Annotated in this window: 36 protein-coding genes; 2 read left to right on the forward strand and 34 right to left on the reverse strand. The window is 63.7% G+C overall.

Annotated elements, in window-relative coordinates; translation table 11 throughout:
• The first annotated feature begins 11 nt into the window (after positions 1-11).
• Positions 12-497, forward strand: coding sequence for a DUF2127 domain-containing protein (locus tag OC534_RS08070; protein WP_017355435.1), 486 nt, complete (start codon positions 12-14; stop codon positions 495-497).
• A gap of 56 nt (positions 498-553) precedes the next feature.
• Positions 554-2,170: an amidase gene (locus tag OC534_RS08075; protein WP_262071656.1), complete on the forward strand. Its 1,617-nt coding sequence runs from the start codon at positions 554-556 to the stop codon at positions 2,168-2,170.
• Positions 2,171-2,276: 106 nt separating this feature from the next.
• On the opposite strand, the gene OC534_RS08080 is transcribed toward OC534_RS08075, so the two are convergent.
• The 34 genes from OC534_RS08080 to rpsL form a co-directional block, all read right to left on the reverse strand.
• Positions 2,277-3,380: a mechanosensitive ion channel domain-containing protein gene (locus OC534_RS08080; protein WP_136005650.1), complete on the reverse strand. Its 1,104-nt coding sequence runs from the start codon at positions 3,378-3,380 to the stop codon at positions 2,277-2,279.
• A 102-nt stretch (positions 3,381-3,482) separates the two neighbouring features.
• Positions 3,483-4,865, reverse strand: coding sequence for a 3-deoxy-7-phosphoheptulonate synthase class II (locus tag OC534_RS08085; RefSeq protein WP_017355432.1), 1,383 nt, complete (start codon positions 4,863-4,865; stop codon positions 3,483-3,485).
• 36 nt (positions 4,866-4,901) lie between these two features.
• Complete coding sequence (locus OC534_RS08090) at positions 4,902-5,414, reverse strand: disulfide bond formation protein B (protein ID WP_017355431.1); 513 nt, start codon at positions 5,412-5,414, stop codon at positions 4,902-4,904.
• A gap of 255 nt (positions 5,415-5,669) precedes the next feature.
• On the reverse strand, positions 5,670-6,053 hold the full coding sequence (rplQ, locus tag OC534_RS08095; RefSeq protein ID WP_017355430.1) for a 50S ribosomal protein L17: 384 nt from the start codon (positions 6,051-6,053) through the stop codon (positions 5,670-5,672).
• 201 nt (positions 6,054-6,254) lie between these two features.
• Entirely contained in the window at positions 6,255-7,253 is a 999-nt protein-coding gene (gene rpoA, locus OC534_RS08100; RefSeq protein WP_017355429.1) for a DNA-directed RNA polymerase subunit alpha, read from the reverse strand.
• Between the two features lie 55 nt (positions 7,254-7,308).
• A complete protein-coding gene (gene rpsD, locus OC534_RS08105) occupies positions 7,309-7,938 on the reverse strand; it encodes a 30S ribosomal protein S4 (RefSeq protein ID WP_017355428.1) in 630 nt (209 codons plus the stop codon).
• A gap of 14 nt (positions 7,939-7,952) precedes the next feature.
• Positions 7,953-8,342 (reverse strand): 30S ribosomal protein S11, encoded by a 390-nt coding sequence (gene rpsK / locus OC534_RS08110; protein WP_017355427.1) that lies wholly within the window; start codon positions 8,340-8,342, stop codon positions 7,953-7,955.
• A 12-nt stretch (positions 8,343-8,354) separates the two neighbouring features.
• Positions 8,355-8,711, reverse strand: coding sequence for a 30S ribosomal protein S13 (gene rpsM, locus OC534_RS08115; RefSeq protein WP_017355426.1), 357 nt, complete (start codon positions 8,709-8,711; stop codon positions 8,355-8,357).
• A 347-nt stretch (positions 8,712-9,058) separates the two neighbouring features.
• Positions 9,059-10,414 carry a preprotein translocase subunit SecY gene (gene secY, locus OC534_RS08120; RefSeq protein ID WP_136005521.1) on the reverse strand — a complete coding sequence of 452 codons (1,356 nt, stop codon included), beginning with the start codon at positions 10,412-10,414 and terminating at the stop codon, positions 9,059-9,061.
• A gap of 3 nt (positions 10,415-10,417) precedes the next feature.
• Positions 10,418-10,861, reverse strand: coding sequence for a 50S ribosomal protein L15 (gene rplO / locus OC534_RS08125; RefSeq protein WP_017355424.1), 444 nt, complete (start codon positions 10,859-10,861; stop codon positions 10,418-10,420).
• A gap of 4 nt (positions 10,862-10,865) precedes the next feature.
• The gene (gene rpmD, locus OC534_RS08130) at positions 10,866-11,057 is read right to left on the reverse strand and encodes a 50S ribosomal protein L30 (RefSeq protein ID WP_017355423.1); all 192 of its coding nucleotides are present in this window, start codon (positions 11,055-11,057) and stop codon (positions 10,866-10,868) included.
• The gene (rpsE, locus tag OC534_RS08135; protein WP_017355422.1) at positions 11,050-11,592 is read right to left on the reverse strand and encodes a 30S ribosomal protein S5; all 543 of its coding nucleotides are present in this window, start codon (positions 11,590-11,592) and stop codon (positions 11,050-11,052) included. The genes rpmD and rpsE overlap by 8 nt, the downstream gene beginning before the upstream one ends.
• Before the next feature lie 158 nt (positions 11,593-11,750).
• Positions 11,751-12,104 (reverse strand): 50S ribosomal protein L18, encoded by a 354-nt coding sequence (rplR, locus tag OC534_RS08140; protein WP_017355421.1) that lies wholly within the window; start codon positions 12,102-12,104, stop codon positions 11,751-11,753.
• A 31-nt stretch (positions 12,105-12,135) separates the two neighbouring features.
• Positions 12,136-12,663: a 50S ribosomal protein L6 gene (gene rplF, locus OC534_RS08145; protein WP_017355420.1), complete on the reverse strand. Its 528-nt coding sequence runs from the start codon at positions 12,661-12,663 to the stop codon at positions 12,136-12,138.
• A gap of 18 nt (positions 12,664-12,681) precedes the next feature.
• Positions 12,682-13,080 (reverse strand): 30S ribosomal protein S8, encoded by a 399-nt coding sequence (gene rpsH / locus OC534_RS08150; protein WP_017355419.1) that lies wholly within the window; start codon positions 13,078-13,080, stop codon positions 12,682-12,684.
• 263 nt (positions 13,081-13,343) lie between these two features.
• Positions 13,344-13,649 (reverse strand): 30S ribosomal protein S14, encoded by a 306-nt coding sequence (gene rpsN, locus OC534_RS08155; RefSeq protein WP_017355418.1) that lies wholly within the window; start codon positions 13,647-13,649, stop codon positions 13,344-13,346.
• A gap of 18 nt (positions 13,650-13,667) precedes the next feature.
• A complete protein-coding gene (gene rplE, locus OC534_RS08160) occupies positions 13,668-14,210 on the reverse strand; it encodes a 50S ribosomal protein L5 (RefSeq protein ID WP_017355417.1) in 543 nt (180 codons plus the stop codon).
• A gap of 10 nt (positions 14,211-14,220) precedes the next feature.
• Entirely contained in the window at positions 14,221-14,538 is a 318-nt protein-coding gene (gene rplX, locus OC534_RS08165) for a 50S ribosomal protein L24 (RefSeq protein WP_017355416.1), read from the reverse strand.
• Positions 14,539-14,554: 16 nt separating this feature from the next.
• Complete coding sequence (gene rplN, locus OC534_RS08170) at positions 14,555-14,923, reverse strand: 50S ribosomal protein L14 (protein WP_017355415.1); 369 nt, start codon at positions 14,921-14,923, stop codon at positions 14,555-14,557.
• A gap of 13 nt (positions 14,924-14,936) precedes the next feature.
• Entirely contained in the window at positions 14,937-15,206 is a 270-nt protein-coding gene (gene rpsQ / locus OC534_RS08175; RefSeq protein WP_017355414.1) for a 30S ribosomal protein S17, read from the reverse strand.
• A gap of 11 nt (positions 15,207-15,217) precedes the next feature.
• Positions 15,218-15,403, reverse strand: a complete 186-nt coding sequence (gene rpmC / locus OC534_RS08180; protein WP_017355413.1) for a 50S ribosomal protein L29 — start codon at positions 15,401-15,403, stop codon at positions 15,218-15,220.
• Positions 15,403-15,816 (reverse strand): 50S ribosomal protein L16, encoded by a 414-nt coding sequence (rplP, locus tag OC534_RS08185; RefSeq protein WP_017355412.1) that lies wholly within the window; start codon positions 15,814-15,816, stop codon positions 15,403-15,405. The genes rpmC and rplP overlap by 1 nt, the downstream gene beginning before the upstream one ends.
• Positions 15,817-15,821: 5 nt before the next feature.
• The gene (gene rpsC, locus OC534_RS08190; RefSeq protein ID WP_017355411.1) at positions 15,822-16,553 is read right to left on the reverse strand and encodes a 30S ribosomal protein S3; all 732 of its coding nucleotides are present in this window, start codon (positions 16,551-16,553) and stop codon (positions 15,822-15,824) included.
• 17 nt (positions 16,554-16,570) lie between these two features.
• Positions 16,571-16,906 carry a 50S ribosomal protein L22 gene (gene rplV, locus OC534_RS08195; RefSeq protein WP_017355410.1) on the reverse strand — a complete coding sequence of 112 codons (336 nt, stop codon included), beginning with the start codon at positions 16,904-16,906 and terminating at the stop codon, positions 16,571-16,573.
• A 12-nt stretch (positions 16,907-16,918) separates the two neighbouring features.
• Positions 16,919-17,188 carry a 30S ribosomal protein S19 gene (rpsS, locus tag OC534_RS08200; protein WP_017355409.1) on the reverse strand — a complete coding sequence of 90 codons (270 nt, stop codon included), beginning with the start codon at positions 17,186-17,188 and terminating at the stop codon, positions 16,919-16,921.
• A 6-nt stretch (positions 17,189-17,194) separates the two neighbouring features.
• Positions 17,195-18,022: a 50S ribosomal protein L2 gene (gene rplB / locus OC534_RS08205; protein ID WP_017355408.1), complete on the reverse strand. Its 828-nt coding sequence runs from the start codon at positions 18,020-18,022 to the stop codon at positions 17,195-17,197.
• A 10-nt stretch (positions 18,023-18,032) separates the two neighbouring features.
• Entirely contained in the window at positions 18,033-18,332 is a 300-nt protein-coding gene (gene rplW, locus OC534_RS08210; protein ID WP_017355407.1) for a 50S ribosomal protein L23, read from the reverse strand.
• Positions 18,329-18,934 (reverse strand): 50S ribosomal protein L4, encoded by a 606-nt coding sequence (gene rplD, locus OC534_RS08215; protein ID WP_017355406.1) that lies wholly within the window; start codon positions 18,932-18,934, stop codon positions 18,329-18,331. The genes rplW and rplD overlap by 4 nt, the downstream gene beginning before the upstream one ends.
• A 12-nt stretch (positions 18,935-18,946) precedes the next feature.
• The gene (gene rplC, locus OC534_RS08220) at positions 18,947-19,597 is read right to left on the reverse strand and encodes a 50S ribosomal protein L3 (RefSeq protein WP_017355405.1); all 651 of its coding nucleotides are present in this window, start codon (positions 19,595-19,597) and stop codon (positions 18,947-18,949) included.
• An 11-nt stretch (positions 19,598-19,608) separates the two neighbouring features.
• Entirely contained in the window at positions 19,609-19,920 is a 312-nt protein-coding gene (gene rpsJ, locus OC534_RS08225) for a 30S ribosomal protein S10 (protein WP_010341589.1), read from the reverse strand.
• Positions 19,921-20,253: 333 nt separating this feature from the next.
• Complete coding sequence (tuf, locus tag OC534_RS08230) at positions 20,254-21,444, reverse strand: elongation factor Tu (RefSeq protein WP_136005519.1); 1,191 nt, start codon at positions 21,442-21,444, stop codon at positions 20,254-20,256.
• A gap of 53 nt (positions 21,445-21,497) precedes the next feature.
• The gene (gene fusA / locus OC534_RS08235) at positions 21,498-23,639 is read right to left on the reverse strand and encodes an elongation factor G (RefSeq protein WP_017356010.1); all 2,142 of its coding nucleotides are present in this window, start codon (positions 23,637-23,639) and stop codon (positions 21,498-21,500) included.
• A 136-nt stretch (positions 23,640-23,775) separates the two neighbouring features.
• Entirely contained in the window at positions 23,776-24,243 is a 468-nt protein-coding gene (rpsG, locus tag OC534_RS08240; RefSeq protein ID WP_017356009.1) for a 30S ribosomal protein S7, read from the reverse strand.
• Positions 24,244-24,255: 12 nt separating this feature from the next.
• Positions 24,256-24,630, reverse strand: a complete 375-nt coding sequence (rpsL, locus tag OC534_RS08245; RefSeq protein ID WP_017356008.1) for a 30S ribosomal protein S12 — start codon at positions 24,628-24,630, stop codon at positions 24,256-24,258.
• Positions 24,631-24,929 lie beyond the last annotated feature (299 nt).

Raw genomic sequence — 24,929 nt, forward strand, 5'->3', positions numbered from 1 at the left:
CGGACCCTGTCGTGACCGACACGCCCTATAACCCGGATCCGCACAGGCATCCGGGTCTCCATGTGATCGCCTTGCTGGAAGCCAGCAAGGCGGCACTGGCGCTGCTGGCGGCCACCGGACTGGAGATTCTCGGTCCGCAGCCGCTTCGCGATGCGGTCAATGCCCTGATCCGGCGTTTCAGTCTGGACCCGGATCACGGCACCCTGCCCTCGCTGCTCAACATGATCAGCCCCGATGCCGTCCACCTCGCCGCCGCGGCGATGGTCGCCTACGGTGTGCTGCACCTTTTCGAGGCCTGGGGTCTCTGGCGTGCCAAAGCCTGGGCATCCTGGCTGGGCTGCGTCACCGCCGGCATCTACCTGCCGTTCGATGTCTACGCCATCATCCGCCACCCTGGCTGGGCCTCGTGGTCGGTGCTGGTGATCAATCTGATCGTGGTCGGTGTGCTCGCCCGCGATATCCGCAAGCGGCATGGCGGCCCCCCGGCACAGGCCTGAGTTGCCAAGCGGTACGGCCGCTGGTTAGCCTGTCGGCCGGTTTCCGGGACGCACCGATGCGCCTGTCGCTGACACCCCTGCTGATCGTCTGCACCCTGATGGGGTGCACGCCCGCGCCCCTGCCGGCGCACGCACGCGATGCCGCCACGCCCTCCGCCCCCGCGGCCCCCTTCCCGTACGCCGAAACCGGCATCGCCGACCTGCAGTCACGCATGGCCGCCGGCGAACTGGACAGCGTCACCCTGACCCGCGCGTACCTGGAACGCATCGCCCGCCTGGATCGCGCCGGCCCACGCCTGCGCGCGGTGATCGAACTCAACCCTGATGCGCTCAAGGACGCCACCCAGCTGGACGCCGAACGGCGTGCCGGTCAGCTGCGCGGCCCCCTGCACGGCATTCCGGTCCTGCTCAAGGACAACATCGGTGCCACCCCGATGAGCACCACCGCCGGCTCGCTCGCCCTGGAGGGGTTCCGCCCCGACGATGCGTTCCTGGTGGGGCGCCTGCGCGGTGCCGGCGCCCTGATCCTGGGCAAGACCAACCTCAGCGAGTGGGCCAACTTCCGCTCCACCCGGTCCATTTCCGGCTGGAGCGCACGTGGCGGACAGACCCGCAACCCCTATCGCCTCAGCCACAACCCCTGCGGCTCCAGCAGCGGCAGCGCGGTCGCTGTGGCCGCCAACCTCGCCTCGGCCGCGGTCGGCACCGAAACCGACGGCAGCATCGTCTGCCCCGCCGCCATCAACGGCGTCGTCGGCCTGAAGCCGACCGTGGGCCTGGTCAGCCGCGAAGGCATCATCCCGATCTCCTTCAGCCAGGACACCGCCGGCCCGATGACCCGCAGCGTGGCCGACGCCGCCGCGCTGCTCACCGCAATGGCCGGGCGCGACGATGCCGATCCGGCGACCGCGACCATGCCCGGCCGCGCGGTGTACGACTACACCTCGCGACTGAATCCGGACGGCCTGCGTGGCGCACGCATCGGCGTGCTGTACACCGGGCTGGAAAAGCGCCCCGGCATCGGCCCGGCGCTGGACCACGCCATTGCGATCCTGCGCGAGGCCGGCGCGGTCGTTGTGCCGGCCAGCCTGCCCACGCAGGGCCAGTGGCAGGACGCGGAACGGACGGTGCTGCTGCACGAGTTCAAGGCCGGCCTGCAGCGCTACTTCACCACCTACAAGGCACCGGTGCGCAGCCTCGACGAGGTCATTGCCTGGAACCGCGAGCACGCCGGCAGGGAAATGAGCCTGTTCGGCCAAGAAATCATGGAACTGGCCAACACCACCGACGGCCTGGGGACGCCCGAGTACATCCGCGCCCGCAGCGACGCACGCCGCCTGGCCGGTCCGGAGGGGATCGATGCCGCGCTGCACGCGCAGCAGCTCGATGCCCTGATCGCCCCCACCACCGGTGTGGCCTGGCCGATCCGCGATGGCCACGGCGACGATTTTCCGGGCGAGAGCTACAGTGCCGCGGCCGTGGCCGGCTACCCGAGCCTGACCGTGCCGATGGCGCATGTCGACGGCCTGCCGCTGGGGCTGCTGTTCATGGGCACAGCGTGGAGCGAGCCGCGCCTGATCGAACTGGGCTATGCCTACGAGCAGCGCACCCGGGCACGCCGTCCGCCGCGCTTCAAGACCGACACGCTGCTGCCGCATACGGCACCCCCCTGAGGTACTGCGCGCGCCGCCTGGCGCAGCGCAGGCCGGCTGGCCGCTCCTGTATGCCTGGGCTACCGGGATGGCGCGCATCCATACGCCAGCCGGCCGGCGGCTGGCTCTACGGGCCGTCTTCGGCGCCGGGCGAGCGCACGCCGTCCAGCGGCTGCGCGTCTGGCCGCTGCGGCGGATCGGGCTGCCGGAGCAGCTCGGCGCGGGTGCGAGGCAACGCCTGTGGGTGCTCGCGGGCAATGAAGTCCAGCATCCGTTCACGCACCAGGCAGCGCAGGTCGAACGCATCGCCGGAGTTGCGCGCACTGACCAGCAGACGCACCTGCACGGTGTGCTCCGACGTCTCGGTGACCTGGGTGACGCACACCCGCCCATCCCAGAGCGGCTCGGCATGGCAGATCCGTTCCAGCTCGGCGCGGATCGCGTTGATCGGCGCCCGATAGTCCAGCCACAGGAAAGCCGTCCCCAGCAGGTCCGCGCTGCGCCGGGTCCAGTTCTGGAACGGGTGCTCGATGAACCACGTCAGCGGCACCACCATGCGCCGCTCATCCCAGATCCGGACCACCACGTAGCTGCTGCCGATCTCCTCGACCCGGCCCCATTCGCCCTCCACGATCACCACGTCGTCCAGGCGGATCGGCTGGGTCAAGGCGATCTGCAGCCCGGCGATCAGATTGCCGAATACCGGCTTGGCGGCGATACCGGCGACCAGCCCGATGATGCCCGCCGAGGCCAGCAGCGCCGTGCCGATCTGGCGCACCATCGGGAAGGTCAACAGGATCAGCGATACCCCGACCAGGATGATCGCCCCCATCAGCACACGGCTGAGCACGCGGGTCTGGGTCTGGATGCGGCGGGCCTCCAGATTGTCCGCCACTTCCATCGGGTGGTCGCGCAGGATGGCCTGCTCGCCGGCCGCGACCGCCCGCACCAGGCACCAGATCACGCAGGCGGTCAGCCCGATGTGCAGCAGCCGCAGCGACTGATCGAGCCAGCGCCCCTGCAGCGGCGTGGCTTCCAGCGCAGGAATCAGCAGCAGCAGGGGCAAGGCGAACGCCAGCGGGCGACTGAACACCCGCGCGATCCGCGCGCGCCGCCGCTCGCTGCCTTTCAGGCGACGCGTCAGCGCCATCAGCAACCACCAGCCGACCACTCCGACTGCCAGCGCGATCGCCACCGGCCATAGATACGCCGCTGCCACCTGCCAATCCACTGTCACCGCACGCTCCCGTGATCCCGTCTGGACGACCACAGAATGCCGGTGCGGCGATGACCGCGATGTCGCCCGGATGTCAGCCGGGCGTGGACGCCGCCGTCAGGCGACGTGGTGCTCCTGCTTGCGCACGATCGCCATCGCAATTTCCAGCGACTGCTCGTAGTTCAACCGCGGGTCCACCGAAGAGCGGTAGGCACGCTCCAGGTCACGCTCGGTCAGCTCCCGCGCGCCGCCTGTGCATTCGGTCACGTCCTCACCGGTCAGCTCCAGATGCACGCCGCCCAGACGCGTGCCGGCGGCAGCGTGCAGGTCGAACGACATCTCCACCTCGCTGCGCACATTGTCGAAGCGACGCGTCTTGAAGCCATTGCTGGTGCTTTCGGTATTGCCATGCATCGCATCGCACACCCACAGCACGCGCCGGCCGTCGCGCTTGACCGCCTGCAGCAGCGGCGGCAGCTTCTCGGCGATCTGCGCCGCCCCCATGCGATGGATGAAGCTCAGGCGCCCCGGTTCGTCGTGTGGGTTGAGCACGTCGATCAGACGCAGCAGCTGATCCGGCTGCACCGACGGCCCCACCTTGATCGCGATCGGGTTGCGCACACCACGCAGGTACTCCACGTGCGCCCCGTCCAGCGCGGCCGTACGCATGCCGATCCACGGATAGTGCGTGCTCAGGTTCAACCAGCCCTGCTGGCGCGGCACCTGGCGGGTCAGCGCCTGCTCGTAGGGCAGCAGCAGCGCCTCGTGCGAGGTGTAGAAATCGATCCGGTTGAGGTTGTGCACCTGCGACCCGGCCAGTGTCTCCATGAAGCGCACCGCATCGCCGATCGACGCCACCATCTTCTGGTAGTCACCGGCCAGCGGCGAATGCCGGACCCACTCCAGGTTCCAGTATTCGGGGTGGTGCAGGTCGGCGAAGCCACCGTCGATCAGCGCCCGCACGAAGTTCATGGTCATCGCCGAGTGCGCATGCGCCTGCAGCATCCGCCGCGGGTCCGGCAGCCGCGCCGCCTCAGTGAACTCCGGCGCATTGATCACATCGCCGCGGTAGCTGGGCAATGTGACCCCATCGCGCGTTTCGGTATCGGCCGAGCGCGGCTTGGCGTACTGCCCGGCAAAGCGCCCCACCCGCGTCACCGGCTTGCGCAGCCCATGCACCAGCACCAGGCTCATCTGCAGCAGCACCTTGAGCCGGTTGGAAATGGTGGTGGACTCGCAGTCGCTGAAGTTCTCGGCACAGTCGCCGCCCTGCAGCAGGAAGCGCTTGCCCTCCTGGGCCTCGGCGAGCTGCTGCTTCAGCGCCAGGATTTCCCACGACGTGACCAATGGTGGCAGGCGCTTGAGCTCATGCAACGCCGCATCCAGCGCCACCGGATCGGGATAGGTCGGCATCTGCAGGGCCGGCCTGCCGCGCCAGCTCTCCGGCGACCAGTCGGTCGGCAGCATGGCGGGGGCAGTGGCGGGGTCGGCAGCATTCATCGGTATATCCAGTGGGGGGTAGAGCAATCAGGGGAATCAGCTACGTCGCGCGGGGCGACGGAATGAGGCGAACAACGCCCAGGCAGCGAGCAGCACGAACCACACCAGGCTCCACATCGGCATGGTCAGCCCCAGGAACTGCCAATCGATATTGCCGCAGTCACCGGTACCGGTCAGCACGGTGCGGAACACTTCCAGCGGTCCCATCGTCTCGCTGAGAAAGGCCAGCGGCGGGCCGCAGCTCGACCCCATGTCCTTGGGCAGCAGCTGCACATAGACATGGCGCCCGGCAATGCCGATTCCCACCGCAGCGGCAATGAAGGCCAGGACGCCGTACGTCGCGCGCCCCGCGCGCTCACGCGGGCCATGCAACGCCCCGATCAGGAACAGCAGACCCAGCGCGGCAAACGCCAGCCGCTGGAAGATGCACAGCGGGCACGGCTCAAGGCCGATCTTGAGCTGCAGGAAGATCGCGTAGGCGAGCAGGCCAACGCAGACCAGGAAGCCCAGCAGGAACTGGGCACGGTAACTCCAACGCAGTGGATTCATTGCCAACACTCGTGAACGTCCAGACGCCAAGATTAACAGGCCCTCACGCCCCTCTGCCGCCGACCATCGGCCCAGCCGACCAGACAGCGTGTTCCGGATGGAAGCCAGACGCCAACCACCACGCGTCGCCGCAGGTCAGCGCCCCGGGACGCCAGACGCCCAACGGGGGAGGTTGCTTCCGTCTTCAGCACCCGAAAACGGAAAAACCCGGCACGAGGCCGGGTTCTTCACCGAATAACGGGTGTTGCGCGTCGATTACTCTTCGACGGCTTCAGCCACGGCCGGACGGTCCACCAGTTCCACGTAGGCCATCGGCGCGTTGTCGCCAGCGCGGAAGCCGCACTTCAGCAGACGCAGATAGCCACCCGGACGGGTCGCGTAGCGCGGGCCCAGGATGGTGAACAGGTTGCCGACGGCTTCCTGGTCGCGCAGACGGGCGAAGGCCAGACGGCGGTTGGCGACGGAGTCGACCTTGGCCAGGGTGATCAGCGGCTCGGCGACGCGGCGCAGTTCCTTGGCCTTCGGCAGGGTGGTCTTGATCAACTCGTGCTTGAACAGCGACGCGGCCATGTTCTTGAACATTGCTTCGCGATGGGCGCTGGTACGGTTGAACTTGCGACCGGATTTCATATGACGCATGACGGTGATTCCTGAAGTGAATGTTGGATCGGTTGGGTTTCGCTGTCGCCTTCCCGGCGTTGCTGCTTGGACTGCGGATGGTCCGGTGCCGGCCCTCCTGGCCGACCGTCACCGCAGGCTATGGGCCTGTCGATGCGAGGTGTTGCGGGTGAAGCCCCCGCACCCGAAGGTGCGGGGTCAAGCATCTTGCGTAGCGCTGGATCAGCCGAGCATGCCGTGCTGGGCGACACCGGCCGGCGGCCAGTTCTCCAGCTTCATGCCGAGCGAAAGACCGCGCTGTGCGAGGACTTCCTTGATCTCGGTCAGCGACTTCTTGCCGAGGTTCGGGGTCTTGAGCAGTTCCACTTCGGTCTTCTGGATCAGATCGCCGATGTAGTAAATGCTCTCTGCCTTCAGGCAGTTGGCCGAACGCACGGTCAGTTCCAGGTCGTCGATCGGGCGCAGCAGCACCGGATCCACGCCGTTGTTGGCCGGCTTGGCCGCACCGCGGTCGCGGTGGGTGAAGTCACCGAACACCGACAGCTGATCGCTGAGGATGTCGGCGGCGGTGCGCACGGCTTCCTCGGCATCGATCGTGCCGTTGGTTTCGATATCCAGGACCAGCTTGTCCAGGTCGGTACGCTGTTCGACGCGGGCCGCTTCCACCGAATAGGCGACGCGACGGACCGGCGAGAACGAGGCGTCCAGGACCAGACGACCGATGGCACGGGTTTCTTCGTCCGGACGACGACGCGCGGCCGCCGGCTGGTAGCCGAAGCCACGCTCGATCTTCAGACGCATATTGATTGCCGTGTCCTTGGTCAGGTGGCAAATGATATGGTCGTTGTTGAGGATCTCGACGTTGTGGTCGACCTTGATATCGGCAGCGGTCACAACACCCGGACCCTGCTTGGACAGCGACAGCGTGGCGCTGTCACCGGTATGCATACGGATGGCCACGTCCTTCAGGTTGAGCAGGACTTCCAGCACGTCCTCCTGCAAGCCTTCGAGCGTGGTGTACTCGTGCAGCACGCCGTCGATCTCGACTTCCGTGATGGCGAAGCCCGGGATGGACGACAGCAGCACGCGACGCAGGGCATTGCCCAGCGTATGCCCGTAACCACGCTCCAAGGGCTCGATAACGACCTTGGCGCGGGTGTCGGTAAGGCGTTCGATCTGCGGACCGCGAGGACGCAGAACCTGGTTGGCGGTAACCGTCATGTTGCGGGTTCTCCTAGTGAATCCCCGGCCGTCGCCGGGGATTCTCCAATGTGAATTACTTCGAATACAACTCGACGATCAGCGCTTCGTTGATATCCGCAGGCAGGTCCGCACGATCCGGCACAGCCTTGAAGATGCCGGCGAACTTGCCGGAATCCACTTCAACCCACGACGGACGCAGGTCGTGCTGGGCGGCAACGGTCAGGGCTTCCTGAACGCGCAGCTGCTTGGCAGCCTTCTCGGACAGAGCGACGGCGTCGCCAGCCTTGACCTGGTACGAAGCCAGGTTGACCGACTTGCCGTTCACGGTGACGCCGCGGTGCGAAACCAGCTGACGCGCAGCCGGACGGGTCACAGCGAAGCCCATGCGATAGACGACGTTGTCCAGGCGGGTTTCCAACAGCTGCAGCAGGTTCTCGCCGGTGTTGCCCTTCTTGGTCGAGGCCTTCTTGTAGTAGTTGCGGAACTGACGCTCCAGCAGGCCGTAGATACGCTTGACCTTCTGCTTTTCACGCAGCTGGGTGGCGTAGTCGGACAGCTTGCCCTTGCGGGCGGTCGCGCCGTGCTGGCCGGGCTTCTGCTCCAGCTTGCACTTGGAGTCCAGCGCACGCGCCGGGCTCTTGAGGGAAAGGTCGGCGCCTTCGCGGCGGGCGAGCTTACAGGTAGGACCGATATAACGAGCCATTTCTTATCGCTCCTTTAGACGCGACGCTTCTTCGGCGGACGGCACCCGTTGTGCGGGATAGGCGTCACGTCGATGATGTTGGTGATCTTGTAGCCCACGTTGTTCAGCGAGCGCACGGCCGACTCACGACCCGGACCCGGGCCCTTGATGCGGACTTCCAGGGACTTGACGCCGTAGTCGAGCGCGGCACGGCCGGCCTTCTCGGCAGCCACCTGGGCAGCGAACGGGGTGGACTTGCGCGAACCGCGGAAGCCAGCGCCACCGGAGGTCGCCCACGACAGAGCGTTGCCCTGACGGTCGGTGATGGTCACGATGGTGTTGTTGAAAGAAGCGTGGACGTGGGCAACGCCGTCAGTGACGACGCGCTTGATCTTCTTCTTGGTCTTAGCGACGGGCTTAGCCATTTCTTAGGTCCCTTACTTCCTGATCGCCTTGCGCGGGCCCTTGCGGGTGCGGGCGTTGGTACGGGTGCGCTGGCCACGCAGCGGCAGGCCGCGACGGTGACGCAGACCGCGGTAGCAGCCCAGATCCATCAGGCGCTTGATCGCGATACCGATTTCACGGCGCAGATCGCCTTCCACGATGTACTTGGCCACTTCCGAGCGCAGACGCTCGATTTCCGGCTCCGACAGATCGCGGATCTTGGTGGTCGAGGTCACGCCTGCGGCGTCGCAGACCTTCTTCGAACGGGTACGGCCGATGCCGTAAATGCTTTGCAACCCGACCCAGACGTGCTTCTGGGCTGGCAGGTTGACGCCTGCAATACGCGCCATGACGCGGTTCTCCAGCTGAGTGATGGCCGACAGCGCACCACGGGCGCGCCAATCCGGCAGGATGGATCAAAAAAGTGAACTAGCGATTCTATCAAGGTCTCGGTTTACTTGGAAGCCCGTGAAACCACGAAGGTTTCATGAACCCGGCATGGGGAGTGTGCCCATGCTCCGGCGCCGGATGTCGTTGACTGCAGAGGTTGCCCTCGCCGCCGCCCGCGCTACTCCCGCGCGGGACCACCACATCTCACCCCCACCCGAGACCGCTGCGGGGGCCGCCCTTCGATTTGGAAGGCCAGGTCCGGGAACCGGAGGGCCTTCGCAACAAGAAGACAAGTGTAACAGGTGAATCAGCCGCGGGCAAAACCGCCGCGATTGCCGCCCTTCAGGTTGGCCTTCTTCAACAGGCTCTCATACTGGTGCGACATCAGGTGCGCCTGGATCTGGGCAATGAAGTCCATCACCACCACCACCACGATCAGCAGCGAGGTACCACCGAAGTAGAACGACGCGCCGAGCTGGGTCCGCATGATTTCCGGCAGCAGACACACGATCACCAGGTACAGCGAGCCGGCGGCGGTCAGGCGGGTCAGCACGCCGTCGATGTAATCGGCGGTGGCCTTGCCCGGGCGGATGCCCGGAATCAGTGCGCCGGACTTCTTCAGGTTGTCGGCGGTTTCCTGCGAGTTGAACACCAGCGCGGTATAGAAGAACGCGAAACCGGTGATCAGCGCGGCGAAGACGATCATGTGCAGCGGCTCGCCCGGCCCAAGGGCGCTGGCAACCTTCTGCAGCCACGTGGCCGAACTGGCCTGGCCGGACCACATTGCCAGGGTCGTCGGGAACGCCAGGATGCTGGAGGCGAAGATGGCCGGAATCACGCCCGCCATGTTCAGCTTCAGCGGCAGGAACGAGGTCTGGTTCATGTACGCGTTGCGGCCGCCCTGACGACGTGCATAGTTCACCGTGATGCGGCGCTGGCCGCGTTCGACGAACACCACGAAGTAGGTGAAGGCCAACACCACCAGCACGATCAGCAGCAGGGCGATGAAGCTCATGTTGCCCTCGCGGTAGGCTTCCAGGGTGTGGATGACCGCGCCAGGCAGGCCGGCGACGATGCCGGCGAAGATGATCAGCGACACACCATTGCCGATGCCACGCTCGGTGACCTGCTCACCGACCCACATCAGGAAGATGGTGCCGGCGGTCAGCGCGACCACGGCCGTGAGCACAAAGCCCATGCCAGGCGCGTAGACCACGGGCGCACCGCTCGGGGACAGCTGGTCCTGCAGCGCCAGCGCGATGCTGCCGCCCTGCACCACCGCCAGGAACACGGCGCCGATGCGGGAATACTGGGTGATCTTGCGACGGCCCGATTCGCCTTCCTTCTGCATCGCCTTCAATGCCGGGAAGATATGGACCGCCAGCTGCATCACGATCGATGCCGAAATGTACGGCATGACGTTCAGCGCGAAAATGCTGAAACGGTGCAGGGCGCCGCCCGAGAACATGTTGAACATGTCCACGATGCCGCCGCCCTGCGCCTGCATGAGCGCAAGCATGGCATCGGGATTGACGCCCGGCACCGGCACATAACAGCCGATGCGATAGACAGCCAAAGCCCCGAGGACGAACAGCAGACGCTGGCGAAGTTCCGTGAACTTGCCGAGCCCGCCGCCGAGGTTACCAATGCCAGCTTGCGCCATGTCTTACTCCTGTACGCTGCCGCCGGCAGCTTCGATCGCGGCCTTGGCACCGGCCGTTGCTGCGATGCCCTTCAGGGTGAAGGCCTTGGTCAGGCCGCCCTTCATGACGATCTTGGCCTTCTTGGCCGTGCTCGGGACCAGCTTCGCAGCGCGCAGCGCGGCGAAATCGACCTCACCGGCCTCCAGCTTGTCCAGGTGGTACGACAGGACTTCAGCAGTGTCCTTGGCGATCTTGGAACGGAAACCGACCTTCGGCAGACGACGCTGCATGGGGGTCTGGCCGCCTTCGAAGCCTGCCTTGATCTTGCCGCCACCCTTGCGGGCGAACGAACCCTTGTGGCCGCGGCCACAGGTCTTGCCCAGGCCCGAGCCGATACCACGGCCCACGCGGGTGCGCTCTTTGCGCGCGCCCGGCGCCGGGCTCAGTTCATTGAGATGCATGGTCATTGGATTATTCCTCAACCTGGACGAGGTACTGAACCTTGTTGATCAGGCCGCGAACCTGCGGGCTGTCCTTCAGTTCACGCACATCATTGAGCTTGTTCAGGCCCAGCGCACGCACCGACAGGCGGTGACGCGACTGGGTGCCACGCAGGCCACGCACCAGGCGGACCTTCACGGTCTTGGCGGTTTCATTAGCCATGATTGAGATCCTCCACCTTCTTGCCGCGCTTGGCCGCAATGCGGACCGGCGACTGCATGTCGGTCAGGCCCTTCAGCGTGGCGCGAACCAGGTTGATCGGGTTACGCGAACCGACCGCCTTGGCCAGCACGTTCTTCACGCCAACGGCTTCCAGCACAGCGCGCATGGCGCCGCCGGCGATGACACCGGTACCTTCCGACGCCGGCATCATGAACACGCGGGCTGCGCCGTGGCCGGCCTTCACCGGGTGCCACAGGGTGCCGTTGTTCAGATCGACGGTGGCCAGGTTCTTGCGGGCCTGCTCCATCGACTTCTGGATCGCGACCGGCACTTCGCGCGCCTTGCCGTAACCGAAACCGACCTTGCCTTCGCCATCACCAACCACGGTCAGTGCGGTGAAGGTGAACTGGCGACCGCCCTTGACGGTCTTGCTGACGCGGTTGACCGCGACCAGCTTCTCGATCATGCCGTCGTCGACTTTCTCTTCGCGGTTGCGATCGCGATCGCGACCCCGCGGCTGACGTTCTTCTGCCATGTTGATTCCTTGATTGATTGAGTATGTACGGCTCGGGGCCGCTTATAGCTGTGAGATGAAGCGGTGGATCGAGCGCCCCTGCATAAGAAGGACGTCGCCCGGCGCAACCCGCGCCGGCAGGCAGGCGGAAGCGGGGACATGCCCCGCTTCCTTATCCCTTAGAACTGCAGGCCGCCTTCGCGGGCTGCATCGGCCAGCGCCTTGATGCGGCCGTGGTAGCGGTAGCCCGAGCGGTCGAAAGCGACCTTCTCGATGCCCGCAGCCTTGGCGCGCTCGGCGACCAGCTTGCCAACCTTGGCGGCGGCGTCGCTGTTCTTGCCGTTCTTCAGACCTTCCTTGACGTCGGCCTGGGTGGTGTTGGCAGCTGCCAGCACCTTGGAGCCGTCGGCGGTGAAGACCTGGGCGTACAGGTGCTGACCGGTGCGCAGCACCGACAGACGCGGCACGCCGAGTTCGCGGATGTGTGCACGGGTCGACTTGGCACGACGCAGGCGAGCGATGTTCTTGTTCATTATCTTTTTCCTTGAAAGCTGAGGACCTGAATCAGGCCTTCTTGGCTTCCTTACGAATGATGACTTCGCCGGCGTACTTCACACCCTTGCCCTTGTAGGGCTCCGGCGGACGGTAACCACGGATCTTGGCGGCAACTTCGCCCACCTGCTGCTTGTCCGTGCCCTGGACCACGATTTCGGTCTGGGTCGGAGTCGACAGGGTGATGCCTTCCGGCGCCACGAACACCACCGGGTGCGAGAAACCGAGCGACAGGTTCAGGTCCTTGCCCTGCATGGCGGCACGGTAACCGACGCCGACCAGCTCGAGCTTGCGCTCGAAGCCTTCGGTGACGCCGTGGACCATGTTGGCCAGGATCGCGCGCACGGTGCCGGTGAGGGCAGTCAGCGACGGATCGTTGGCGGCCAGGTTGGCAACGCCGTTTTCAACGGTGATTTCGACGCCAGCGACCTTCGGCAGCGACAGGGTGCCCTTCGGGCCCTTCACACTGACGGATTCCGGCTGGATGTTCAGTTCAACGCCCTTGGGCAGGTTGACCGGCTTCTTGGCTACGCGGGACATAGTAGTTTCCTTCTCGCCTTAGGCCACGAAGCACAGGACTTCGCCGCCGACGCCCAGCTGGCGCGCCTGCGCATCAGTCATGATGCCCTTGGAGGTGGAGATGATGGAGATGCCCAGGCCATTGAGGACCTTCGGCAGCTCGGACTTGCCGCGGTACTGACGCAGACCCGAACGCGAGAAGCGCTTCAGGGTCTCGATGACCGGCTTGCCTTCGAAATACTTCAGGACGATTTCAAGCTCGGCCTTGTTGTTCTCGGTCTTGGTCACGCGCAGGTCGGTGATGTAGCCTTCGGCCTTCAACACTTCTGCGATTGCAACCTTGATCTTGGAGGACGGTGCCTTCACCGTCTGCTTGCCAACCGCGGCCGCATTCTTGATGCGTACCAGCAGGTCGGCGATGGGATCAGTCATGCTCATAGTCGATACCTTTGAGTGCACCGATATCCGCTTTCGCGAAAATCTTGCTGTGTTCCTGGGAGGGGCCAGTACCCTTCACATAGTGACCGGCGGACCGGCGGCCCGCCCTACCCTCGCCCCTGTGAAAAGGCAAGACGCGGGAGTATACGGCAAAAAGAGCCCGACTTGCGCCGGACTCTTCAATTGGGGACAAACCTGAATGAACCGGTTGGTCCCCCTGCTCCGCACCCTGGGGATGCGAAGCAGGTTCCGGGACGAATCCCTTACCAGCTGGCCTTGCGCAGGCCCGGCACGTCACCACGCATGGTGGCTTCACGCAGCTTGTTGCGGCCGAGGCCGAACTTGCTGTAAACGCCACGCGGGCGGCCGGACAGTTCGCAGCGGTTGCGGTGGCGGCTCGGCGACGAATCGCGCGGCAGCTTCTGCAACTTGACCACGGCGTCAGCCTTTTCGTCGTACGAAGCGGTCGGGCTGGAGATGATCTTCTTCAGCTCTTCACGCTTACCGGCGTACTTGGCGGCCAGCTTGGCACGCTTCAGATCGCGGTTGACCATGGAGGTCTTTGCCATTTCGGATTCCTCGACGTATCAGTTACGGAACGGGAACTTGAACGCTGCGAGCAGCGCCTTCGCTTCCGCGTCGGTCTTGGCGGTGGTGGTGATGGCGATATCCATGCCGCGGATCGCGTCGACAGCGTCGAAGTCGATTTCCGGGAAGATGATCTGTTCCTTCACACCCATGTTGAAGTTGCCACGACCGTCGAAGGAACGACCCGAGACACCGCGGAAGTCGCGCACGCGCGGCAGCGAGATGTTGATCAGGCGGTCCAGGAACTCATACATCTTTTCACGACGCAGCGTGGTCTTGCAGCCGATCGGCCAACCATCGCGGATCTTGAACGAAGCCACCGAGACGCGGGACTTGGTCACGACCGGCTTCTGGCCGGAGACCTTGGCCATGTCGGCGACGGCGTTTTCCAGGATCTTCTTGTTCGTGGCTGCTTCGCCGACACCCATGTTCAGGGTGACCTTGACCAGCTTCGGAACCTGCATCGGATTGGTGTAGCCGAACTGCTTCATCAGCGCCGGCACCACTTCTTCCTTGTAGAACTTTTCGAGACGGGTATTCATCAGCGCATCCTCAGGCGTCGAGCGCCTCACCGCTGGAGCGGAACACACGCAGTTTGCGTCCATCCTCCAGCACCTTGAAACCAACGCGTTCGCCCTTGCCCGAAGCCGGGTTGAGCACGTTCACGTTGGAGATATGGATCGACGCTTCACGCTCGACCACGCCGCCGGCAACGCCTGCCTGCGGATTCGGCTTGGTGTGGCGCTTGACGATGTTCACGTTGGCGACGATCACACGATCGCCGTCGACGCGGACGACTTCGCCCTGCTTGCCCTTGTCCTTGCCGGTGTTGACGACGACCTGGTCGCCCTTCTTGATACGGTTAGCCATGATTATCTCCTGTCGCTCACAGCACTTCGGGAGCGAGCGAGACGATCTTCATGAACTTCTCGGAACGAAGTTCACGCGTCACCGGTCCGAAGATGCGGGTGCCGATCGGCTCTTGCTTGTTGTTGAGCAGGACCGCGGCGTTGGCGTCAAAACGGATCAGCGAACCGTCGGCGCGACGCACACCCTTGCGGGTACGCACCACGACGGCGTCGAACACTTCACCCTTCTTGACCTTGCCGCGCGGGATCGCATCCTTCACGGTGACCTTGATGATGTCACCGATGTGGGCGTAGCGACGCTTGGAGCCGCCCAGCACCTTGATGCACATCACTTCCTTGGCACCGGAATTGTCCGCGACCTCGAGGTAGCTCTGCATCTGGATCATGATTCAGATCTCCTTATTCAGCCGCACGCGTGATGACTTCCACCACGCGCCAGTTCTTGGTCTTGGACATCGGAGCAATCTCGGTCACGCGGACGACATCGCCTTCGTTGCAGGCATTGTCGGCGTCGTGGGCGTGCAGCTTGGTCGAACGCTTGATGTACTTGCCGTACAGGGCGTGCTTGACCAGGCGTTCCACCAACACGGTGACCGTCTTGTCCATCTTGTTGCTGACGACACGGCCTTCGACCGTGCGCAGCGTCTTGTTTTCAGTATTGTCGCTCATCGCGGCCATCCTTACTTGGTGCTGCCGAGCAGGGTCTTGACGCGAGCAATCTCGCGGCGGACCCGGCGGGTTTCGTGAGTCTTCGGCAGCTGGCCGGTAACCTGCTGCATACGGAGCGAGAACTGCTCCTTACGCAGGTCGGTCAGGTGGGCCTTCAGATCGTCAGCCGACTTTTCGCGAAGTTGTTTGATATCCATTACATCACCGTCCGGGTCACGAAGGTGGTGGTCACGGAGAGCTTGGCAGCTGCCAGGCGGAACGCCTCGCGAGCCACGCTTTCATCCACACCTTCAATTTCATAGATCATGCGGCCGGGCTGGATCTGGGCGACCCAGTACTCCACGTTGCCCTTACCAGAACCCATTCGGACTTCGATGGGCTTCTTGGTGATCGGCTTGTCGGGGAACACTCGGATCCACATCTTGCCGCCGCGCTTGACGTAGCGGCTGATCGAACGGCGAGCCGCTTCGATCTGACGCGCGGTCAGCTGACCATGAGCGGTTGCCTTCAGGCCGTACTCGCCGAAGCTGACAGCGTTGGCGCTCCAGCTCAGGCCATCGTTACGGCCCTTGTGTACCTTGCGGTACTTGGTTCGCTTGGGTTGCAACATTGTCGTTACCTCGCTTCACGGGCCGGGCGCTGACGGTCACCACGGTCGCCGCGATCGTTACGATCGTTGCGCGGGGAGTCGTCCTGCTTTTCCTGGCCAACCTGGGAGAAATCGAAAACCTCGCCCTTGTAGATCCAGACCTTGATGCCGATGATGCCGTAGGTCGTCTTGGCTTCAGCGAAGCCATAGTCGATGTCGGCACGCAGCGTGTGCAGCGGCACGCGGCCTTCGCGGTACCACTCCGAACGGGCGATTTCAGCACCGTTGAGGCGGCCACCGACGTTGACCTTGATGCCCAGGGCACCCAGACGCATCGCGTTGCCGACCGAGCGCTTCATTGCACGGCGGAACATGATGCGACGCTCCAGCTGCTGCGCGATCGACTCGGCAACCAGCTGCGCGTCCAGCTCGGGCTTGCGCACTTCGGTGACGTTGATGTGCGCCGGGACGCCCATCATTTCGCTCACTTCCTTGCGCAGCTTCTCGATGTCCTCACCGCGCTTGCCGATCACCACGCCCGGACGGGCGGTGTGAATCGTCACGCGAGCGGTCTTGGCCGGACGCTCGATCAGGATCTTGCTGATGCCGGCCTGCGCGAGCTTCTTGCGCAGCATGTCCCGCACCTTCAGGTCGGCCGCCAGGTAACCAGCGAACTCGGCCTTGTTGGCGTACCACTTGGAGTTCCAGTCCTTGGAAATGCCGAGGCGGATACCAATCGGATGAACTTTATGACCCATGGTGTTTTCCTTTCCGCTTACTTGCCGGCGCCCACAACCACAGTGATGTGGCTGGTGCGCTTGAGGATGCGGGTGCCGCGGCCTTTCGCCCGCGCCATGAAACGCTTCAGGGTCGGACCTTCATCTACCATGATGGTCTGAACCTTCAGCTCGTCGACGTCGGCGCCCTGGTTGTTCTCGGCATTGGCAATAGCCGACTCCACCACCTTCTTGATCAGGTGGGCAGCCTTCTTGTCCGAGAACTTCAGCAGGTTGACCGCACGCTCGGCCGGCAGGCCGCGCACCTGGTCAGCGACCAGACGGGCTTTCTGCGCAGAGATGCGCGCGGAGCGCAGGATTGCTTTCGCTTCCATTGTCATCTCTCCTTACTTGCCCGACTTCTTGTCACCACCGTGACCCTTGAAGGTCCGGGTGATGGCAAATTCGCCGAGCTTGTGGCCGACCATGTTCTCGTTGACGAGCACCGGAACGTGGTTCTTACCGTTATGAACGGCGATGGTGATGCCTACCATTTCCGGCAGGATCATCGAACGGCGCGACCAGGTCTTGATCGGCTTCTTGCTACCCGCAGCGGCCTCCACCTTCTTGACGAGGTGGTGATCGACGAACGGGCCCTTCTTGAGTGAACGTGCCATGGTCGATTAGCCCCTACGATCGCGGACGATGAATTGCTGGGTGCGCTTGTTATGGCGCGTCTTGTAGCCCTTGGTCGGGACACCCCACGGGGTGACCGGATGCGGGTTACCCTGGCCGGCCTTCGCCTCACCACCGCCGTGCGGATGGTCAACCGGGTTCATGGCAGCACCACGAACGGTCGGGCGGACACCGCGCCAGCGCTTGGCGCCAGCCTTGCCCAGCTTTTCCAGGTTGTGCTCGTCGTTACCGACTTCACCGATGGTGGCGCGGCACTCGACCGGCACCTTGCGCATTTCACCCGAGCGCAGGCGCAGGGTGGCGTAGATGCCTTCACGAGCGACGAGCTGCACGGCGGCGCCGGCGGCACGCGCGATCTGGGCACCCTTGCCCGGCTTCAGTTCGATGCCGTGGACAGTGGTACCGACCGGGATGTTGCGCAGCGGCAGGGTGTTGCCGGTCTTGATCGGCGCATCCGAGCCCGCGATCACCTGGTCACCGGCCTTCAGGCCCTTCGGTGCGATGATGTAGCGACGCTCGCCGTCGACGTAGCACAGCAGGGCGATGTGGGCGGTGCGGTTCGGATCGTATTCGATGCGTTCCACGCGCGCCGGAATGCCTTCCTTGTTGCGCTTGAAGTCGATGACGCGGTAGTGCTGCTTGTGGCCACCACCAACGTGACGGGTGGTGATACGGCCGTGGTGGTTACGACCACCCGACTTGCTCTGCGGCTCCAGCAACGCTGCGTGCGGTGCGCCCTTGTGCAGATCGGGCGTAACCACGCGCACGGCCGAACGACGGCCGGGGGAAGTGGGCTTGAATTTCATCAATGGCATGGGATGTACCTCAGGCCTTGGCCGTTACATCGATGGACTGGCCATCGGCGAGACGCACGTATGCCTTGCGCCAATCGCCGCGGCGGCCGTTGCGGTTACGGAAGGACTTGTTCTTGCCCTTCACGTTCAGCACGTTGACCGACTCGACCTTGACATCGAACAGCTGCTCAACCGCGGCCTTTACATCGGCCTTGGTCGCTTCGTTCGACACTTCAAAGACATACTGGTTGGAATGTTCCTGCAGGCGCGCGGTCTTTTCGGAGACTCGCGGAGCGCGAAGAACGCTGAAGATTTTCTCGTTGGCGTTCATGCCAGCCACTCCTCGACCTTCTTGACCGCGTCAGCGGTGATGACGACCGTGTCGGCACCCACCAGCGACACCGGGTCCAGACCCTGGACGTCACGCACTTCCACGTAGGGAATGTTGCGTGCCGACAGGTACAGGTGCTCGGAAGCCTCTTCGGTGACGATCAGCGGACGCTTGCCCACTTCCAGGCCGGCCAGCTTGGCGATCAACGACTTGGTGTTGGTCGCTTCGACATCGAAGGACTCCACGATCGTCAGACGGCCCTGGCGGTTCAGCTCGGACAGGATCGCGCACATGGCTGCACGGTACTGCTTACGGTTGACCTTCTGCTCGAAGCTGCGCGGCTTGGCCGCGAAGGTGACACCGCCGCCGACGAAGATCGGAGCCGTCAGTGCGCCATGACGCGCGCCGCCGCCCTTCTGCTTCTTCGACTTCTTGGTGGTACCAGCCACTTCAGAGCGAGTCTTCTGTGCCTTGGTGCCGGCGCGACCGGCGTTGCGGTAAGCAACGACGACCTGGTGAACCAGATCTTCGCTGAAATCGCGACCGAACACGGCATCGGAGACCGAGACCTTGTTGTTGCTACCCGTGATAACGAGTTCCATCGTCATCTCTCCTTATGCCTTGCTAGCCGGACGAACGATCACGTCACCACCCGCTGCGCCCGGAACGGCACCACGGATCGCGATCAGACCACGTTCGACATCGACCTTCACCACTTCCAGGTTCTGGGTGCTCTGCTGCACCGAACCCATGTGGCCGGACATCTTCTTGCCCGGGAAAACGCGACCCGGGGTCTGGCGCTGGCCCAAGGAACCCGGCGCGCGATGCGACAGCGAGTTACCGTGGGTTGCATCGCCCATACGGAAGTTGTAGCGCTTGATGGTGCCCTGGAAGCCCTTACCCTTGGTGACACCCTGGACGTCGACCTTCTGGCCAACTTCAAAGATGTCCGCCTTGACTTCGCCACCAACGGCGAATTCGCCGAGCTGGGCGTCTTCAACGCGGAATTCCCACAGGCCACGACCGGCTTCGACCTTCGCCTTGGCGAAGTGACCGGCTTCCGGCTTGTTGACCAGGGCAGCGCGACGCGCGCCGACGGTCACCTGCACGGCGCTGTAGCCGTCGGATTCGACGGTCTTGATCTGCGCGATGCGGTTCGGGGTAGCTTCAATCAGGGTCACCGGGATGGCCTGGCCATCTTCGGTGAACACGCGGCTCATGCCAGCCTTGCGGCCCACGAAGCCCAACGAATATTTCTTCGTCATGGTCGTAGTCCTCAGGTCAGCTTGATCTGAACGTCGACGCCGGCAGCCAGTTCGAGCTTCATCAGCGCGTCCACGGTCTTGTCGTTGGGGTCGACGATATCGAGCACGCGCTTGTGCGTGCGGGTCTCGTACTGGTCACGCGCGTCCTTGTCGACGTGCGGGGAGACGAGGATGGTGTAGCGCTCGATCTTGGTCGGCAGCGGGATCGGGCCACGCACTTGCGCGCCGGTCCGCTTTGCCGTTTCTACGATCTCGCTGGCCGAACGGTCGATCAGACGATGATCGAACGCCTTCAGCCGAATTCGGATCTTTTGGTCCGCCATGACGGTGGGTTCCTTCGTTAAAAGAGCGACGGACAAGGCCTCTGGGTTGCCTTGTCCCATGAATATCCTGAATGCGGACGCCGCACAGTCCTGCGCGGCGCCAAGATCTTTCCATAGACCTCAAAAATCGAGGCAGACCGGTCTCCCGATCTGCCCAGACAAAAAGTATAGCGCGCATACAAAGCGCCCGTCAACAGGAGACCTATTGACAAAGCCTGAATGGCGCGACCCTTCCTGGTCTGGGGAACACGAGGTGCGTCCTGCGCCTCTTTTCCCGTTGTTGAACGCCCCGATGCCCTACCCAGGCAACATCGGGGCGCCGATTCTAGCAGATTACTCGATGATCTTGGAGACCACGCCGGCGCCGACGGTGCGGCCGCCTTCGCGGATCGCGAAGCGCAGACCGTCGTCCATTGCGACCGGGTTGATCAGGGTGACGACCATCTTGATGTTGTCGCCCGGCATGACCATTTCCACGCCTTCCGGCAGCTCGACCGCACCGGTGATGTCGGTGGTACGGAAGTAGAACTGCGGACGGTAGCCCTTGAAGAACGGGGTGTGGCGGCCGCCTTCGTCCTTGGACAGGACGTAGACTTCGGCGTCGAACTTGGTGTGCGGCTTGATCGAACCCGGCTTGGCCAGGACCTGGCCACGCTCGACGTCGTCACGCTTGGTGCCGCGCAGCAGCAGACCGGCGTTGTCGCCTGCCTGACCCTGGTCGAGCAGCTTGCGGAACATTTCCACGCCGGTGACGGTGGTCTTCTGGACCGGACGGATACCGACGATTTCGATTTCTTCGCCGACCTTGATCACGCCGCGCTCGATACGACCGGTCACCACGGTGCCGCGGCCCGAGATCGAGAACACGTCTTCCACCGGCATCAGGAACGGCTTGTCGATGTCGCGTTCCGGGGTCGGAATCCAGCTGTCGAGCGCCTCGACCAGCTTGATCACGGCCGGCACGCCGATGTCGCTCTGGTCGCCTTCCAGCGCCAGACGGGCCGAACCGGCGATGATCGGGGTGTCGTCGCCCGGGAAGTCGTACTTGCTCAGCAGCTCGCGGACTTCCATTTCGACCAGTTCCAGCAGCTCGGCGTCGTCCACCATGTCGGCCTTGTTCAGGAACACGACGATGTACGGCACGCCGACCTGACGCGACAGCAGGATGTGCTCGCGGGTCTGCGGCATCGGGCCGTCAGCGGCCGAGCACACCAGGATCGCGCCGTCCATCTGGGCAGCACCGGTGATCATGTTCTTGACGTAGTCGGCGTGGCCCGGGCAATCCACGTGGGCGTAATGACGCTCGGTGGATTCATATTCGACGTGCGCGGTCGAGATCGTGATGCCACGTGCCTTTTCTTCCGGCGCGGCGTCGATCGCGGAGTAATCCTTGAACTCGCCACCGAAGCGCTCGGCGCCGATCTTGGTCAGTGCGGCGGTCAGCGTGGTCTTGCCGTGATCGACGTGACCGATGGTGCCGACGTTGACGTGCGGCTTGGTGCGCTCGAACTTACCCTTTGCCATTGTTGTATACCTTGGATATCAGAAAAGAGGGAGGTAAAGACCTGAGCTTACGCTCAGGCCTTCTTGACCACGGCTTCGGCGATGTTGTTCGGCGCCGGCTCGTAGTGGTCGAATTCCATCGTGAACGTCGCACGACCCTGGGTCTGCGAACGCAGCGAGGTGGCATAACCGAACATTTCACCCAGCGGGATCATCGCGTTGATGATGCTGGCCGAACCGTCACCGGTGGTGCTGGAACCCTGCAGAACGCCACGACGACGGCTCACGTCGCCCATCACGTCACCCTGGTAATCCTCCGGGGTCACGATCTCGACCTTCATGATCGGCTCCAGCAGAACCGGCTTGGCCTTCGCGAAGCCCTGCTTGAAGGCCATCGAGGACGCCAGCTTGAACGCCATTTCCGAGGAGTCGACGTCGTGGTACGAGCCGAACACCAGCTTGACCTTGACGTCAACGACCGGGAAGCCAGCCAGCGGACCGCTGGTGATGGTTTCGCGCAGGCCCTTTTCGATCGACGGAATGAATTCCTTCGGAATCACGCCACCGGTGATGTCGTTGATGAACAGGAAATCGTCCTTGATCATCGGAGCGATCTTCGGATCGGCGCGGTCTTCAGCGGTGATCGGCGACAGCTCGATCACGACGTGACCGTACTGACCCTTACCACCGGACTGCTTGGCGTGCTTGTAATCCGACTTGACGTCCGCGGCCTGGATGGTTTCGCGGTACGCAACCTGCGGCTTGCCGACGTTGGCTTCGACGTTGAACTCGCGCTTCATGCGGTCAACGATGATGTCCAGGTGCAGCTCGCCCATGCCCGAGATGATGGTCTGACCGGATTCTTCGTCGGTCTTGACGCGGAACGACGGATCTTCCTGCGCCAGACGGCCCAAGGCCAGACCCATCTTTTCCTGGTCGGACTTGGTCTTCGGTTCGACGGCCATCGAGATCACCGGCTCCGGGAACACCATGCGCTCCAGGATGATCGGGTGATCCAGCGAGCACAGGGTGTCGCCCGTGGTGGTGTCCTTCAGACCCACGGCAGCGGCGATGTCACCGGCCAGCACTTCCTTGATTTCTTCGCGATCGTTGGAGTGCATCTGCAGGATGCGGCCGATGCGCTCCTTCTTGCCCTTGACCGAGTTCATCACCTGGTCGCCGGCGTTCAGCGTGCCCGAGTAGACACGGAAGAAGGTCAGCGCGCCCACGAACGGGTCGGTGATGATCTTGAAGGCCAGCGACGAGAAGGGAGCCTTGTCGTCGGACTTGCGGCTCATCTCGATGGTTTCGTCGTCGACGTCGGTACCGGTCACGTCCGGCACGTCGATCGGCGACGGCAGCAGCTGCACCACGCCGTCCAGCATGGCCTGCACGCCCTTGTTCTTGAACGCCGAGCCGCAGTACATCGGCACGATGTCGGTGGCCAGGGTGCGCGCGCGCAGCGCCGAGATGATTTCAGCCTCGGTCAGCTCTTCGCCGCCCAGGTACTTTTCCATCAGCTCTTCGTTGGCTTCGGCAGCCGCTTCGATCATGTAGGTACGGGCTTCTTCAGCCTCTTCCTTCATGTCGGCCGGGATGTCCAGGTATTCGAACTTCATGCCCTGCGAGGCTTCATCCCAATGGATGGCCTTCATCTTGAGCAGGTCGACCACGCCCTTGAAGCCTTCTTCAGCGCCGATCGGCAGCTGCATCGGCACGGCGACGGCACCCAGTTTGGCCTTCAGCTGGCCAACGACCTTGGTGAAGTTGGCACCGGTGCGGTCCATCTTGTTGACGAACGCGATGCGCGGCACCTTGTAGCGGTTGGCCTGGCGCCACACGGTTTCCGACTGCGGCTGCACGCCACCGACGGCGCACAGCACGAACACCGCACCGTCGAGCACGCGCAGCGAGCGCTCCACTTCGATGGTGAAGTCAACGTGTCCGGGGGTATCGATGATGTTGAAGCGGTGCTCCGGCAGGGACTTGTCCATGCCCTTCCAGAACGCGGTGGTGGCAGCGGACTGGATCGTGATGCCACGCTCCTGCTCCTGCTCCATCCAGTCCATGGTGGCAGCGCCGTCATGCACTTCACCGATCTTGTGGCTCTTGCCGGTGTAGAACAGGATGCGCTCGGACGTGGTGGTCTTGCCGGCATCGATGTGGGCCATGATGCCGAAGTTACGGTAACGCTCGATGGGAGTGGTGCGGGCCACGGGAGCCTCTCAATTTCTTGGAATTCGGATGGCCGAACGCCGCCTTTCGGCGGCCTTCGGATTGGCGCAGCCCTTCTGGGGCCGCGAGGCAGCACCTCAATGGTGCTGCCGTGCCTGTTTTACAAGGCCGTCAAACTCACCAGCGGTAGTGGGCGAAGGCCTTGTTGGCTTCGGCCATGCGGTGGGTTTCTTCGCGCTTCTTGATGGCGCCACCACGATTTTCCGAGGCGTCCAGCAGTTCGGCAGCCAGCTTCTTCGGCATGGTGTTTTCACCACGCTTGCGAGCGGAGTCGATCAGCCAACGCATGGCCAGCGCCATCTTGCGCGACGAACGCACTTCGACCGGCACCTGGTAGGTCGCACCGCCGACGCGGCGGGACTTGACTTCGACCGACGGAGCCACGTTGTCCAGAGCCTTCTGCACCAGCTCGACGGAGTTCGGGTTCTTCTCACCGATCACGTCCATGGCGCCATAGACGATCTTTTCAGCGACGGACTTCTTGCCGCTCAGCATCACCATGTTGATGAAGCGCGCGATGGTTTCACTTCCGTGCTTGGGATCCGGCAGGACGGAGCGCTGCGGCGTATTACCTTTACGAGACATGTGTACTTTCCCTTAGCTCTTCGGACGCTTGGCGCCGTACTTGGAACGGCCCTGACGACGCTTGGCAACGCCGGAGGCGTCCAGCGAGCCACGCACGGTGTGGTAACGCACACCCGGCAGATCCTTGACGCGACCGCCGCGGATGAGGACCACGGAGTGCTCCTGCAGGTTGTGGCCTTCGCCACCGATGTAGCTGATGACCTCTTCCTGGTTGGTCAGGCGGACCTTGGCAACCTTGCGGAGCGCCGAGTTCGGCTTCTTCGGGGTGGTGGTGTACACGCGCGTGCAGACGCCACGGCGCTGGGGGCACTTATCAAGTGCCGGCGAGGCACTCTTGTAAGTGGTGGCCTGCCGCGGCTTGCGGACAAGCTGATTGATCGTCGCCATCAGTATGTTCTTCTGAGAGAGGCCAAGGGAAAAACTGGCCATGAATGCGGAAATGTGCGAGCAGGCCAAGGAATCTGGCCTGCTGAGACAGACGATTGTAGCAACCTGGCGAAAACGCGGTCAACCGCGCACACGCCAAGCCAGCCCTGATCCTGGGCCGTTACAGGGGAGCCTTCTCCTTGCCCCCCGTTCAGGTTGTCAACCGACCCATGCGTGGGCCGGCCGGCATCCTACCCTATCGGTGGCGCGGACGCCACCGGCAGGAAGGTCAGGGAACCACCGGGGTGGTGCCCTGCCCC

This window comes from Stenotrophomonas sp. Marseille-Q5258, from assembly GCF_946900935.1.
Taxonomy (GTDB): domain Bacteria; phylum Pseudomonadota; class Gammaproteobacteria; order Xanthomonadales; family Xanthomonadaceae; genus Stenotrophomonas; species Stenotrophomonas nematodicola.